The sequence below is a fragment of the Alitabrizicola rongguiensis genome, from assembly GCF_021491355.1.
GTDB lineage: Bacteria > Pseudomonadota > Alphaproteobacteria > Rhodobacterales > Rhodobacteraceae > Aliitabrizicola > Aliitabrizicola rongguiensis.
Genome location: NZ_JAKENF010000004.1, coordinates 295,000 through 309,498, shown reverse-complemented (window position 1 = coordinate 309,498; position 14,499 = coordinate 295,000). Strand labels below are relative to the sequence as shown.

General features: G+C 62.3%; 13 protein-coding genes. 12 read left to right on the top strand and 1 reads right to left on the bottom strand.

Annotated elements, in window-relative coordinates; all coding sequences use genetic code 11:
- Positions 1–10 precede the first annotated feature (10 nt).
- The 12 genes from L0V05_RS17630 to L0V05_RS17575 all read left to right on the top strand — a co-directional run bounded on the left by L0V05_RS17630 (position 11) and on the right by L0V05_RS17575 (position 13,502).
- Positions 11–1,273 carry an ABC transporter substrate-binding protein gene (locus L0V05_RS17630; protein WP_234872799.1) on the top strand — a complete coding sequence of 421 codons (1,263 nt, stop codon included), beginning with the start codon at positions 11–13 and terminating at the stop codon, positions 1,271–1,273.
- 104 nt (positions 1,274–1,377) lie between these two features.
- A complete protein-coding gene (locus tag L0V05_RS17625; RefSeq protein ID WP_234872798.1) occupies positions 1,378–2,298 on the top strand; it encodes a carbohydrate ABC transporter permease in 921 nt (306 codons plus the stop codon).
- A 10-nt stretch (positions 2,299–2,308) separates the two neighbouring features.
- Positions 2,309–3,148 carry a carbohydrate ABC transporter permease gene (locus tag L0V05_RS17620; protein WP_234872797.1) on the top strand — a complete coding sequence of 280 codons (840 nt, stop codon included), beginning with the start codon at positions 2,309–2,311 and terminating at the stop codon, positions 3,146–3,148.
- The gene (locus L0V05_RS17615) at positions 3,145–4,170 is read left to right on the top strand and encodes a Gfo/Idh/MocA family protein (RefSeq protein WP_234872796.1); all 1,026 of its coding nucleotides are present in this window, start codon (positions 3,145–3,147) and stop codon (positions 4,168–4,170) included. The genes L0V05_RS17620 and L0V05_RS17615 overlap by 4 nt, the downstream gene beginning before the upstream one ends.
- Positions 4,171–4,181: 11 nt before the next feature.
- Positions 4,182–5,180 (top strand): ABC transporter ATP-binding protein, encoded by a 999-nt coding sequence (locus L0V05_RS17610; protein ID WP_234872795.1) that lies wholly within the window; start codon positions 4,182–4,184, stop codon positions 5,178–5,180.
- A gap of 191 nt (positions 5,181–5,371) precedes the next feature.
- Complete coding sequence (locus tag L0V05_RS17605; protein WP_234872794.1) at positions 5,372–6,244, top strand: hypothetical protein; 873 nt, start codon at positions 5,372–5,374, stop codon at positions 6,242–6,244.
- A gap of 143 nt (positions 6,245–6,387) precedes the next feature.
- Complete coding sequence (locus tag L0V05_RS17600) at positions 6,388–7,233, top strand: flagellar motor protein MotB (protein ID WP_234872793.1); 846 nt, start codon at positions 6,388–6,390, stop codon at positions 7,231–7,233.
- Between the two features lie 93 nt (positions 7,234–7,326).
- Entirely contained in the window at positions 7,327–8,631 is a 1,305-nt protein-coding gene (locus L0V05_RS17595; RefSeq protein WP_234872792.1) for a flagellar hook protein FlgE, read from the top strand.
- Positions 8,632–8,643: 12 nt separating this feature from the next.
- Positions 8,644–10,092: a flagellar hook-associated protein FlgK gene (gene flgK / locus L0V05_RS17590; protein WP_234872791.1), complete on the top strand. Its 1,449-nt coding sequence runs from the start codon at positions 8,644–8,646 to the stop codon at positions 10,090–10,092.
- Position 10,093: 1 nt separating this feature from the next.
- Positions 10,094–11,095 carry a flagellin gene (locus tag L0V05_RS17585; RefSeq protein WP_234872790.1) on the top strand — a complete coding sequence of 334 codons (1,002 nt, stop codon included), beginning with the start codon at positions 10,094–10,096 and terminating at the stop codon, positions 11,093–11,095.
- Entirely contained in the window at positions 11,095–12,198 is a 1,104-nt protein-coding gene (locus L0V05_RS17580; RefSeq protein WP_234872789.1) for a flagellar basal body P-ring protein FlgI, read from the top strand. Before L0V05_RS17585 ends, L0V05_RS17580 begins: the two co-directional genes overlap by 1 nt.
- 236 nt (positions 12,199–12,434) lie before the next feature.
- Positions 12,435–13,502, top strand: coding sequence for a dipeptidase (locus L0V05_RS17575; protein WP_234872788.1), 1,068 nt, complete (start codon positions 12,435–12,437; stop codon positions 13,500–13,502).
- Positions 13,503–13,508: 6 nt separating this feature from the next.
- Here the strand turns inward: L0V05_RS17575 and L0V05_RS17570 are convergent, their stop codons facing one another.
- Entirely contained in the window at positions 13,509–14,234 is a 726-nt protein-coding gene (locus L0V05_RS17570; protein ID WP_234872787.1) for a Crp/Fnr family transcriptional regulator, read from the bottom strand.
- Positions 14,235–14,499 lie beyond the last annotated feature (265 nt).

Sequence of the window (14,499 nt, the reverse complement as noted above, 5' to 3'; positions counted from 1 at the left end):
GAAACGACCAATGCAATCAAGACCGCTTCGCATCGCGCTTCTGACCAGCACGTTGCTGGCCAGCGCCTTTGCCGCCCATGCCGAGGATGTGACGCTGACCATCGAAAGCTGGCGTAACGACGACCTTTCGATCTGGCAGGACAAGCTGATTCCGGCATTCGAGGCCTCGCATCCGGGGGTCAAGGTCGTCTTCGCTCCGAGTGCGCCCACGGAATACAACGCTGCGCTCAACTCCAAGCTGGACGCGGGCTCTGCCGGTGACCTCATTACCTGCCGGCCGTTTGACGCCTCGCTCGAGCTATACAACAAGGGCAAGCTGACCGATCTGTCGGGCCTGGCCGCGATGGCCAACTTCTCGGATGTGGCCAAGTCGGCCTGGTCGACCGATGACGGCAAGGCCACCTTCTGCGTGCCGATGGCTTCGGTCATCCATGGCTTCATCTACAACAAGGACGCCTTCGACGCGCTCGGCATCGCCGTGCCGACGACCCAGGCCGAATTCTACGCCGCTCTCGACAAGATCAAGGCCGACGGCACCTACATTCCGATGGCCATGGGCACCAACGACCAGTGGGAAGCGGCCACGATGGGCTATCAGAACATCGGCCCGAACTACTGGAAGGGCGAAGAGGGGCGCCTGGCGCTGATCAAGGGTGAGCAAAAGCTGACCGATCCGCAATGGGTTGCACCGTTCACCGAGTTGGCGAAGTGGAAGGACTATCTCGGCGACGGCTTCGAGGCACAGACCTATCCCGACAGCCAGAACCTGTTCACGCTCGGCCGTGCCGCAATCTATCCGGCCGGGTCCTGGGAAATCTCGGGCTTCAATACCCAGGCCCAGTTCAAGATGGGCGCCTTCCCGCCGCCGGTGCAGAATGCAGGCGACGACTGCTACATCTCGGACCACACCGACATCGCGATCGGGATGAATGCGGCCTCACCGCATTCAGATCAGGCCAAGGCATTCCTGGAGTGGGTGGGCTCGCCGGAATTCGCAACGCTCTATGCCAACGCGCTGCCTGGCTTCTTCTCGCTGAACAGCACGCCGGTGAAGATGGAAGACCCGCTGGCGCAAGAGTTCGTGAGCTGGCGCGAGAAGTGCAAGTCGACGATCCGCTCGACCTACCAGATCCTGTCGCGCGGGACACCGAACCTCGAGAACGAGACCTGGACCGCTTCGGCAAACGTGATCAAGGGCACCGAGACGCCCGAGGCCGCTGCCGCCAAGCTGCAGGAGGGCCTCGCCTCCTGGTATGCGCCGCAGCAGAAGTGACGGATGCCGTGAACGGCTGATGCGACGGAAGCGGGGGGGGCTGTCTGCCCCCCGCACCCCCTGAGGATGTTTTTCAACGGAAAATGAACAGGAGGGCGCGGGCGATGGCCGCACGCAAGCCGATCCGCTGGCATATCCCGGTGTTCCTTGCACCGGCGGTGCTGGTCTACACAGCGATCATGATCGTGCCGCTGTTCGGCACGCTGAACCTGTCGCTGTTCAGCGTGAACGACGCCCGGGAGACGGTCTTTGCCGGGCTGGACAATTTCCGCACGCTCTTTACCGATCCGCGCTGGTCGGCTTCGTTCTGGAATGCGCTGAAGAACAACACCTGGTTCTTCATCATTCACATGCTGGTCCAGAACCCGATCGGCATCCTTCTTGCCGCACTGCTGTCAAGCCCGCGGCTTCGGATGGCCGCCTTCTATCGCACGGCGATCTTCATCCCGACGATCCTGTCCTTCGTGATCGTCGGCTTTGTCTGGAAGCTGATCCTGTCGCCCATCTGGGGCATCGCGCCGGGCATGCTGGATGCCATCGGGCTTAAGTCGTTGTTCGCCCCTTGGCTCGGCAAGGAACAATACGCGCTGACCACCCTGGCGCTCGTTTCGGTGTGGCAGTTCATCGGCATTCCGATGATGCTGATCTATGCCGCCCTCCTGTCGATCCCCGACGAGGTGCTGGAAGCCGCCGAGATGGACGGCATTACCGGCGCTAGCCAGTTCTGGAAGATCAAGCTGCCCCTGATCCTGCCGTCGATCGGCATCATCTCGATCCTGACCTTCGTCGGCAACTTCAACGCTTTCGACCTGATCTACGTGGCGCAGGGGGCGCTGGCCGGTCCCAACTTCTCGACCGACATCCTGGGCACGTTCCTGTACCGGACCTTCTTCGGCTTCCAGTTGCAGCTGGGCGACCCGCATATGGGGGCGACGATCGCGACGGCGATGTTCTTCATCATCCTCGTCGGCGTGTGCTTCTACCTATTCACCATCCAGACGCGGCTGCGCCGCTACCAGTTCTGAGGAGGTCAGGATGGCACAGGCCCGTTCCCATCTCGGTCGGACGATCGCAGCACATGCGGTGCTGATCACCTACACGCTGATCGCGCTGTTCCCGGTTTTCGTGATCGTCATAAACTCGATGAAGTCCCGCAAGGCGATCTTCGCCGAGCCGCTGGCCCTGCCAAGGTCAGATACGTTCGACCTGATCGGCTTCACCACTGTGCTGCAGCAAGGCGACTTCTTTCTGTACTTCCTGAACTCGTTGATCGTGACCGTCGCTTCGCTGTTCTTCGTGCTGCTCTTCGGCGCGATGGCGGCCTTTGCCCTGTCGGAATACCGGTTCAAGGGCAACACGTTGATGGGTCTTTACCTGGCGCTCGGGATCATGATCCCGATCCGGCTTGGCACTGTGGCGATCCTGCAGATGATGGTGGCGGCCGGTCTGGTGAACACGCTCACGGCACTGATCCTCGTCTATACCGCGCAGGGGCTGCCGCTGGCGGTGTTCATCCTGTCGGAGTTCATGAAGCAGGTCTCGGATGACCTGAAGAATGCCGGGCGGATCGACGGGCTGAGCGAATACCGCATCTTCTTTACCCTCGTTTTGCCTCTGGTTCGACCAGCCATGGCGACGGTCGCCGTGTTCTCGATGATCCCGATCTGGAACGACCTGTGGTTCCCGCTGATCCTTGCGCCGTCGGAGGCGACCAAGACGATCACGCTCGGCAGCCAGGTCTTCATCGGGCAGTTCGTGACCAACTGGAACGCGGTGCTGGCGGCGCTGTCGCTCGCCATCCTGCCGGTCCTCGTCCTTTACCTTGTCTTCTCGCGGCAGTTGATCCGCGGCATCACAGCGGGAGCCGTGAAATGATCCGAGTGCTTGTCGCCGGTCTCGGCAACATGGGGCGCAGCCATGCGCTCGCCTACCACCACAACCCGGAATTCGAGATCGTCGGGCTGGTCAATCGTTCCGTTCCTTCAAACTTGCCGGAGGAGCTGAAGGGCTACACTATCACCGCCAATTTCCATGAGGCGCTGGCGCGTCTGAAGCCTGACCTCGCCTGTATCGCCACCTATTCCGACAGCCATGCCGACTATGCCGTGGCGGCGATGGAGGCAGGCGCGCACGTGTTCGTGGAAAAGCCGCTGGCGACTTCGGTGGCGGACGCCAAGCGCGTTGTTGCGAAGGCCAAGGAAACTGGACGCAAGGTGGTCGTGGGTTACATCCTGCGCCACCATCCGAGTTGGATTCGCCTGATCGAGGAAGCGCGCTCTCTCGGTGGCCCCTACGTCTTCCGGCTGAACCTGAATCAGCAGAGTTCGGGTCCGACGTGGGAGGTGCACAAGGCACTGATGCAGACCACCCCGCCGATCGTCGATTGCGGCGTGCATTATGTGGACGTGATGTGCCAGATCACCGATGCGCAGCCGGTCGAGGTGCGGGGAATGGGCCTGCGCCTGTCGCACGAGATCGCGCCTGACATGTATAACTACGGCCATTTCCAGGTGCTGTTTCAGGACGGCTCGCTTGGCTGGTACGAGGCCGGCTGGGGTCCGATGATGTCGGACACAGCGTTTTTCGTGAAGGACGTGGTCAGCCCGAACGGCGCGGTGTCGATCCGGATGCCAGAGAGTGCCAAGTCGGACGACATCGACACCCACACCAAGACTTCGCTCTTGCGCGTGCATCGCGTCGGACTTGGAGACGAAGACTTGAGCATGTCCGACGAACCTGGCCATCAGGAGCTTTGTGACCGCGAGGCGGCCTATGTCGCACGCGCGATCACCGAGGACCTAGACCTTGCCCGTCACATGAATGATGCGGTCCAGTCGCTCGCCATCTGCCTTGCCGCGGATGAAAGCGTGCGCTCGGGCCAGCCAGTCAAACTCTGAAGGAGCCGCGCATGGGCGACCTTACCCTTTCCGCCGTCACCAAGAGCTTCGGGTCAACCCAAGTCATCAAGGGCGTGGACCTGACCGTGAACGACGGAGAGTTCTGCGTCTTCGTTGGCCCGTCGGGCTGCGGCAAGTCCACTCTCCTGCGGATCATCGCGGGTTTGGAGGACGCTACCAGTGGCACCATTTCCATCGATGGCAAGGATGTGACCCTGCTGCCGCCGGCCCGCCGCGAAATCGCGATGGTGTTCCAGAGCTACGCGCTCTACCCCCACCTCACGGTGCGTGACAACATGGGCCTGGCGCTCAAGCAGGCCGGTGACAGCAAAGGAGATATCGCCCAGGCGGTAGATCGTGCTGCCGCGATGCTGTCGCTCGAACAACTGCTCGATCGCCGGCCATCCGAACTCTCTGGCGGCCAGCGCCAGCGTGTTGCGATCGGACGGGCCATCGTGCGGACGCCGAAGCTGTTCCTGTTCGACGAACCGCTGTCAAACCTCGACGCTGCCTTGCGTGTGGCCACCCGGATCGAGATCGCTCGCCTCCACCGCGAACTGAGTGCCACGATGATCTATGTGACCCATGACCAGGTCGAGGCGATGACGCTGGCCGACAGGATTGTCGTGCTGCGCGCCGGACAGATCGAACAGGTCGGTGCGCCGATGGAGCTTTACAACAACCCCGCCAACACCTTCGTCGCCGGCTTCATCGGCTCGCCGCAGATGAACTTCCTGAAGTCTGAGCTGCTTGGACTGCGCTCGGACACGATGGGTATCCGGCCGGAACATATGGCGATATCGCGCGAATCCGGACAGATCGTTGGAACGGTTAGCCATGTCGAAAAGCTTGGCGGCGAAACGCTGGTTTACGTGAACACCGCCGACCATGGTCTGCTGACCGTCCGGCTTTTCGGCGAGCACGATTTCAGCGTTGAGGAAAGCGTTCACCTGACCCCCGATTCGCAGCGCGCCTTCCATTTCGACGCTGGTGGCCAGAGGCTCCGCTAGAAGCGAAGAACCGTCTCCAGCTGCCCGACTTCCGGGCAAACGCCCGACCGAACTGGTCAATTCCACGATCCTTCCGCCTGGGACCAGTGCTGCGCCGCCGCATTGACGGTCCTTTGACGTTGCCGTTACGGCAGCGTCACGACACCGGTGGCATGGTGAAACCAGCAGAACCGGAATGTCGGAGCGACCAGATGACCGTACAGACGTCAGAGCGGAGCTTTTGCATCCACCTCATCGCGGCTTCCCCGGCCGCGTCGCTGGTGATCCCGTCCATCGCCAGCCTTCTCGGGATCGAGCCGTCTCAGGCAGTGGCCCGCCTTGCGTCGCTCCCCTCGACGCTTGCGGCTCGTTTGCCGGACCCGGAGGCCCGTCGACTTTCAGGCCTTCTGACCATCCTTGGTCTGACGGTCCGGCTCGATCCCGCTCTTTCTCTGGCCGTGGCCGGCGGTACGGACCTCTCGGTGCGTCCGGTCGGCGATGCAAAGATCGATGCTGAAATTGATCTGACTGCTGATCTTTTGCAGCTTTCGCCGAGCGAGGTCGAACGGGCAATTGCAGGGGCCGAGGGCGTCGTGTTGCACGATGTCAGTCCTGCCCGGGCCCAGGCGATCCGCCTTCGGTTGCGCCATCACAAGTCGCTGCGGGTAATGCTGTCGGACCCGGCGCAGGCGATGCACATGTTGTTCTGCCGTTCGCCTCGATCGGCTGCCTGGGCCGAAGCGCGCCGGCTTGGGCTGGCCTCCTGCACGTTCACGGGAGCATCCGCAACCGAGTTCAATCTGGCCACGGCCCGCCATCTGGCACGGTTTGCCGAGGCTGGCGACAGGATCTTCAACCGTGACTTCCTGCGGCTGGATCTTTTTGCCGATGTCGAACGGGAATTCGTAGGATCGGACCTGATGGATTTCCTTCAAACCCGTCCAGCCAGCCGCAGCAGGAAGGCGGCGGACGGGATGCTGCGGATCGAATCCGATCTGAGTTTTGCGAGTGCATGGCAGTTCGCCAAGGACTATGCGGCCATCGGCCTGACGGTCAATTGCCGCATTCGGGGTCAAACACGCTAAAGGCTCCCAAGGCTTGACCCCTGGCGCCCCTCGTCCAGCCCACGAGGGGCGCATCCTTTCCCCGGATCGAAAAAGGGATCGCCGTTAAGCGTCGCTTCATTCCCGGCGTCTAATGCTGAGCCGGGGTGATAGCGGGTGAAGGCATGTCCGGGCAATCGAACGCCGCGGCCGTCATCATCAAGCGTCGGAAGGTCGTGAAGGGTGACGGGCACCATGGCGGTGCCTGGAAGGTGGCATATGCCGACTTCGTCACCGCGATGATGGCCTTCTTCATGCTGATGTGGCTGCTCAACGCAACGACGGAAAAGCAGCGCAAGGGTCTGGCGGATTACTTCAATCCCACGATTCCGATCAACCGGATCTCGGGTGGTGGTGACGGTGCCTTCGGAGGCGACAGCGTTTTTTCCGAACAAACCTACACGCAAAGCGGAACCGGGGCGTCGCAGGACCGGGCGACGCGCGATCGGCGAGCGCGGGGGCAGAACACCCCCATAAATCCCGAGCAAAGCAACGAGACCACCGACGCCCAGCTGAAGGAACTCGAGAAAGTGCTCTTGGCCCGCAGCGGTGAAAGCATGACCATGGAGCGCGCGATGCGCCATGTGGTGACCCGGGTTTCTGATGAGGGCCTGATTGTCGATCTGTTTGATGTCGAAGGTTCACCCCTTTTCGCGCCGGATAGCGTCACCCCCGAGCCGGTGCTGAAGCAGATTCTTTCGGTGGTGGTCGAGGTCTTCGATCTGGCCGCAAACAAGGTAGCGGTGCAGGGCCATGTCAGGGCCTATCCGATCACGCTGCGAAGCAATCCGGCTTGGCGCCTTTCCATCGATCGGGCGGATGCCGTTCGCCGCAGTCTGGTGGGTGAGGGACTGTCACCGCAACGCATGCGGCGCGTGGCTGGCATGGCCGACAGCCAGCCGGTCACCGCGAATCCCATGGCAATCAGGAACAATCGTATCGAAATCATCCTGCTGCGCCACGATCGCTAGCGCGAAGTGCCCATGGGCATTAGTTCGATCTTAAGGCCAAGCCCGCAGTTTTGCCCCGAGCTGAATTCAAATCTGCCAGGGGGCGCCTTCAGGATGACGATCTCTTCCTCGATGAATGCCGGCGTTGCGGGGCTGAATGCCAACGCGACCCGGCTGGCCACGATCTCGGACAATATCGCGAACTCCGCGACCTACGGATACAGGCGCGCCGAGACGGATTTTACCGCGTTGGTGCTGCAGGGGTCCGATTCGTCACGTTACTCCGCGGGTGGTGTCCGCACGTCGACCTCTCGCGCGATCGATGAGAACGGCCCGCTCATCAACACCAGCAATGCCACCGATCTTGCGGTCGATGGACGTGGGATGATTCCGGTCACAACCGCGGCTGCCGCGTCTGCGGCAGACGGGAGCTATCCCTTGCGCCTAATGACGACGGCTTCGTTCAAGGCCGACGAACAGGGCATCCTCACCACCAGTTCGGGCATGGTCCTTCTTGGCTGGCCGGCGAATGCCGATGGAACGATTGACACCTATTCACGGGTCAGCGCCTCGGGTCTGCAACCCGTCAGGGTCAACTGGAACCAGTTCGTCGCCAATCCCACTACAGAAGCGGCGGTAAAGGTCAACCTTCCGGCAACCTCGACGAAGGCAGGGGCCACCGGTTCGGGTGAGAGCCTTGCTCTGGAATATTTTGACACGCTCGGCACATCGCAGACGCTCGACATTTCTTTCGAGCCGTCAGTGCCGGCTTCTGGGTCGTCAAACGAGTGGACGATGACCATCCGCGATTCAGCCTCTTCGGATTCGATCGTCGGTCAGTACAGGTTGACCTTCTCGGATGCCGCCGGATCTGGTGGCACGCTGCAATCGGTCGCCACGGTAAGCGGAGGCACCTACAACCCGACGACTGGGAAGGCTTCCGTCGCCGTGGCTGGCGGCAATATCGCTCTCGATATCGGCACCTACGGTGCAATCGATGGCATGACGCAACTGTCCGGCACCTTCGCGCCGGTCACGCTGACGCACAACGGCTCCACCGTGGCGAGCGTCACTTCTGTCGAGATCGATGAGAAGGGATATGTCAACGCGATCTGCGATCAGGGCTTCACACGGCGCATCTACCAGATCCCTCTGGTCGACGTCGCGAATGTCAACGGTCTGAAGGCGGGCAGCAACCAGACCTATGAGGTTACGCCAGACAGCGGCGCGATCTTCCTCTGGGATGCGGGTGATGGTCCGACGGGTACTATCCAGGGCTATTCGCGTGAGGAATCCACCACTGACGTCGCCAACGAGCTGACCCAGCTGATCCGCACGCAAAGGGCCTATTCCTCGAATGCGAAGGTCATCCAGACGGCCGACGAGATGCTGCAGGAAGCCTCGAGCCTGAAACGCTAAGGGGGATAGTGAATGAGTCTGTCTCTGGGTCTGTCCAACGCGCTCTCGGGGTTGACCGCCAACAGCCGTGCGACGGAGCTCGTATCTTCAAACATCGCCAACGCCCTTACCGAAGGCTACGCGCGACGCGAAATCCAGCTTTCGGCCCGCGGCATCTCTGCCAGCGGGCAGGGCGTGACTGTCGCCGGTGTCTTGCGCGTGTCCGACAGCGTCCTGATTTCGGACCGTCGCGCCGCCGAAGCAAACGCCGCCGGGGCAACCGAAATAGGAGGGTTCCAGCAGGCAATCGAGGATGCGCTCGGAACACCCGAGGATGAAGGTTCGATAGGCGCGGCGTCCAGTTCGCTTTCGGTCGCTTTGATGGAGGCCGCAGCCAGCCCGGATTCGACTGCAATGCTCGACTCTGTTCTGCGTGCTTCGCAGGATCTTGCTGCAAAGTTCCGGGCAGTCAGCGGGGAGTTGCAAGGTCAGCGCGAACGCGCCGATGACCGCATCGCGGCATCCGTCGACCAGTTGAACACCACACTTTCGCAGATCGATGATCTGAACGCGCAGATCGTCCGCCTGACTTCGGCGGACCGGGACGCATCCGGCCTGATGGACCAACGGCAGAGGCTCGTCGATTCCGTCGCCGAAATCGTGCCTCTGCGCGAAATTCAGCGCGACAACGGCGAGATTGCTCTTGTCTCGACCGGCGGCGCCGTTCTGCTCGACGGTCGCCCAGCTGTCTTCGGCTTTGTCCCGGCTGGGACAATTACCGCTGACATGAGCCATTCAACGGGGGCGCTGTCGGGACTGACGCTCAATGGCAAGGCAATCACACCGGGCATCGGCTCCAACCGCCTGGACGGCGGGACGCTCGCCGCCGATTTTGCCATAAGGGACACCCTTGCCCCTGCGTATTTGGTACGGCTCGATGCGGTCGCCCTCGATCTGGTCGAACGACTGTCCGACCCAGGTGTCGACCCGACCCTTGGTGGCGGGGCGAGGCTATTCACCGATGCCGGCGGTTTGGTGAGTTCCACAACCGGCCTCGCTGGCCGGCTGGCAGTCAACAGGTCGGTTGATCCCGAAGCCGGCGGGGCGCTCTGGCGGTTGCGGGAAGGAAGCGGCGCCGCCTCTGAAAGCTCGGCGGGGATGTCCAGCCTTCTGTCCAGGCTGAATGCAGCCCTGAAACAGACCGTGGCGCCCAGTGATCCGGCCGCGGGAACGGCATCGCGCAGTTTTGACGGCTTGCTGTCCGATCTGGTTTCGAACGTCTCGCTGCAGCGCGTTCGTGCCGAAGATGCCGAAAGCTATGCCTCGGCACGATACTCGGCCCTGCGCCAGGACGAGCTGGAACAAGGTGTCGATTCCGACGCCGAGGTCCAGGCCCTGATGGTGATCGAACAGGCTTATGCGGCAAACGCCAAGGTCATCTCGACCATCGACGAATTGCTCAAGACGCTTCTGGAGATGTGAAATGTCGGCTTCCGCAATAGGTGACAGCGCCAGAGGTTTCGTACTGCGGCAGCAGACTGTCGCGCTCAAGGCCGAGTTCGACCGGCGCAGCCTAGAGGTGACGACCGGTCGACAGGCTGATATCGGTCGACATCTTCGTGGCGATCTGGGGCCTCTGGCCGCAATCGACTCATCGCTCGCCAGGGCCGAGGCATATCTGTCCAGCGCATCCACCGCCGAAATCCGGGCAACCGCGACGCAGATGGCCCTCAATTCGCTCGCAAGCCTGACGGAAGACCTGGCGGGTTCGTTGATCTCGGTGGGTAGCGGAACGAGCCAGACAGCAATCGCAACGGTCGCCGAGCAGGGGCGGGTCGCGTTCGATGCGGCTCTGTCCACCCTGTCTGCCCGGATCGGCGATCGTTCGATCTTCGCGGGTCTCGAAACGCGTGGCGCCGCGATCGCCTCTGCCGACACGATCCTTGGCGAACTGAAAACAGCGGTTGCCGGGCTGACTTCGGCCGGTGCGGTCGAGGCGGCCGTAAACAGCTGGTTCGATGGTTCGGTCGGCTATGCCAGCACCGGATATCTGGGAGGCGATGCCCTTGAACCGATCGAAGTCGCCGAGGGAGAAGCGGTCGCGCCTGACGTGACGGCGCTTGATCCTGCAATTGTCGACACGCTCAAGGGGCTGGCGCTCGCCGCACTGCTGGATCGCGGAGTTCTGGCTGGTGACACGAAGCAGCAGGCCGCGCTCGTAAAGGCGGCGGGAGAGTCACTTTATCAGTCCGCGATGTCGCGGGCCGACCTTTCGGCCCGCATCGGCATCGCACAGGACAGGATTGAGGATGCCCAGACTGCGGCGGAAGCCGAAAAAACAGCCCTTTCGACCCGTCGCCTGTCGCTTGTCTCAGCCGATGCCTACGAGGCCGCGACGGCGCTGACGGAAACCCAGTCGCAACTGGAGACACTGTATTCGGTTACGGCGAAGGTTCTGGGACTGAAGCTCTCGGACTATCTCTGATGCGATGGTTCTTTGTCCTTCTTCTGCTGCTCTTGTGCAGTCCGATGCCCCTTTACGCCGGGGAAATCCGCATCAAGGACTTGGTCGAATTCGATGGCGTGAGAAGCAACGATCTCGTCGGGTATGGCCTCGTGGTTGGTCTGAACGGCACCGGTGACACGTTGCGCAATTCACCCTTTACCGAAGAGATCATGTCGAACCTGCTGGAGCGACTTGGCGTGAATGTCGCCGGTGAGCAGTTCCGGGCCAAGAACGTCGCTGCCGTTTTCGTGACTGCCAGCCTGCCGCCGTTTTCGCGGGCAGGTTCGCAGATTGATGTCACGGTGTCTGCCATCGGTGATGCCCAGAGCCTGATGGGCGGGACATTGGTCATGACACCCTTGAATGGAGCAGACGGCCAGATCTATGCCGTCGCTCAGGGAACTGTCATCTCGGGAGGGGTGGTGGCGCAAGGCGATGCGTCAAGTGTGACGCAGGGTGTTCCGACCTCTGGCTCGATTCCAGAGGGCGCCCATGTCGAGCGCGAGGTGGAGTTCAACTTGGCGAGCCTGGCAGATGTGCGGCTGGCCCTGCGCACCCCCGACTTTACCACTGCCGAGAAGATCGAGGTCGCGATCAATCGCGAGTTTGGCCGACGTGTCGCAACCATGCTCGATTCAGGGACAGTGTCGCTCAGCGTGGCGGAAGCCGGTATGCGATCACCTGCGCATTTGCTCGGCCGGATCGAGAACATCGATGTCGAGCCGTCCCAAAGGGCGCGGGTCGTCGTCGATCAGAGGTCCGGCACGATCGTGATGGGCCAGGATGTCCGGATCAGCGAGGTAGCGGTTGCCCAGGGCGGCATGACGTTACGAGTTGAGGAGGAACCACTCGCCGTTCAGCCCAACCCCTTTGCGCGCGGTGAGACGGTGGTCGTCCCGCGGACGGATGCCTCGATCAGCGAGGCCCCGGGAACCGGGCTAGCCCGGCTGTCGGAAGGAACGAGCCTTGCCCAGGTTGTCGAGGGGCTGAATGCCCTTGGCGTGACGCCTCACGACATGATCGACATCCTGAAAAGCATCAACGCCGCCGGCGCGCTGCATGCCGAATTCGTTGTCCAGTAGGAGCTGGGAGTGGGCCTCTCCCAGGAGGCAGGTTGCTGCGTCTGGCCTTTCCGGGAAGCCACTCGGAAAAGCACGGGGAACGGGTCGAGCGTCAGCCCCCGGATCGTGCCGCGCGGACAGTCTGCGACAGCCACTGTGCACCCGGTCACTGGGGCGTTGGCCGCGCGCGGGGAGCACCTTGACTTCGCCCTTGGCGCAGGCGCTAGTGGCCCGGTCACAGCCTGCAGGTTTCCAAAATGAACAAGGCCTTGCCCATTTTCGATGGTCACAACGACTTCCTGCTACGTCTTCAGTCGGACCCGTCACGGCGCGAGATCTTGTGGCTGGAGGGCGATGGGACGGGTCATCTCGACTTGCCCCGGATGCGCAAGGGCCATTTCGCGGGCGGCTTCTTCGCCATCTACGTCCCGTCTCCATCGGGCGCGGACTATGACATCAGCGACGCGCTGATGGAAAACCCGCCCTACGATCTCCCGCTGCCCGATCCTATCCCGCTTGACCGCGCGCAGGTCATTGCGCTGTCGAAGGCCGGGCATCTACTCTGGATGGAGCGGGCCTCGGGCGGGCGGTTCAAGGTTTGCCGTACGACATCCGAGCTGCGCGCGGCACTCAGCGATGGTGTGATCTCGGGGATCATGCATATGGAAGGCGCCGAGGCGATCGATCCGGCGCTGGATACGCTGCCTCTTTATCATTCGATGGGTCTGCGGTCGCTCGGACCGGTCTGGAGCCGCCCGACCGCCTTTGGTCACGGCGTGCCGTTCCGGTATCCCGGAACACCCGATACCGGGCCGGGTCTGACCGACGCCGGAAAGGCGCTGGTTCGTGCATGCAACCAGTTGGGCATCATGGTCGACCTGTCGCATCTCAACGAGGCTGGCTTCAACGACGTCGCGCGTCTCAGCACCGCGCCCCTGGTCGCGACCCACTCCAATGCCCATGCGATCACGCCCACCACCCGCAACCTGACCGACCGCCAGCTTGGCATGATCCGCGATAGCGAGGGGATGGTCGGACTGAACTTTGCCACGGTCTTCCTGCGCCCTGATGGTCGCCAGTCCCCCGAAATGGATTGGGACCCGGTGCTTCGCCATCTCGATCACCTCATTGCCCATCTCGGCGAGGATCATGTCGGCTTCGGGTCCGATTTCGATGGTGCGACGGTGCCGCAGGGGATCGGTGACGTGACTGGGCTACCTGCATTGCAGGACGCCTTGCGCGCCCACGGTTATGACGAGCCGCTGATGCGCAAGCTCTGCTACGAAAACTGGTTTGCCGTGCTCGACCGGACCTGGCATCCCTGACCGACGTCACTCGATGTCCGGGTCGGCCAACTCACGCAGCCGTGCCGGATCGCAGATCAATACCTCGCCCTCGCGCTGGATCGCCTGATCTTCGATCAGCGCCTGGAGTGCACGGTTCACCTTCGGTCGGCTTGCCCCAAGAACCGCGGCCAGGTCTGATTGGGTGATCGCAAGCCGCAGCCGCGCCTTGTCTGGCAGGTCGTCGCCGTGAATCTGGCGCAGGGTGAACAGCAGGAAACGGGCAAGGCGAGCGTCCAGGCCGTAGAGCGCAATCGACTCCAGCTTGTCGTTGGTGTCGCGCAAACGTCGGCAGAGGAAACGCGCAACACCTTCCATCAGGTCCGAATGGCGTTCCGCGACCGAACGGAAGGCCGCACGGTCTACCACATAACCGCAGGTGGCGGTCAGGGCGGTTCCGTCGGCCGATCGCGGGTCTTCGTCGAACAGAACCATCTCGCCGATGATGGTGCCCGGTTCGGCAATGGCGAGGGCGAGTTCTCGCCCGCCCGGCGTCACGAGGGAAAGCTTCACTCGCCCTTCGGCGATCGCCAGCAGGTAGTCGCCCGGCTCGCCACGCAGGAACAGGACCGCCCCGGCAGGCCACTCGCGGGCGACCGCCACTTCCGACAGGGCGGCAAGCGTTTCGTCTCCGAGGTTCTCGAACATCGGAAACGATCGCCAGAAGGCATGACCTGGCCGGGTCGCCAGGGTCTTTGTCTGCGTGCCCGTCATAGTCCGGCCTTCGCGAGCTTGCATCTTCGCCCTCTTTAGCGGTTCGTCCCGAACCTCTCCAGCCAATACCGGCGACAGGGTCGTTCCCGCTTGGCCGTTCCATGAGGATTCGAAAGCGAACAATCTGGGGTTGCGGGCCTTGTCCTGCCTCGCTTGAGGCAAAGGCCCCTCACGCGAAATGACTAGGATTTCACCTCGAATCTTTTCGGAAGTTGCAGCGCAAGTTGCTCTTTTCCTTGGAAACCTCTTGCCGCACCCCGCGTCG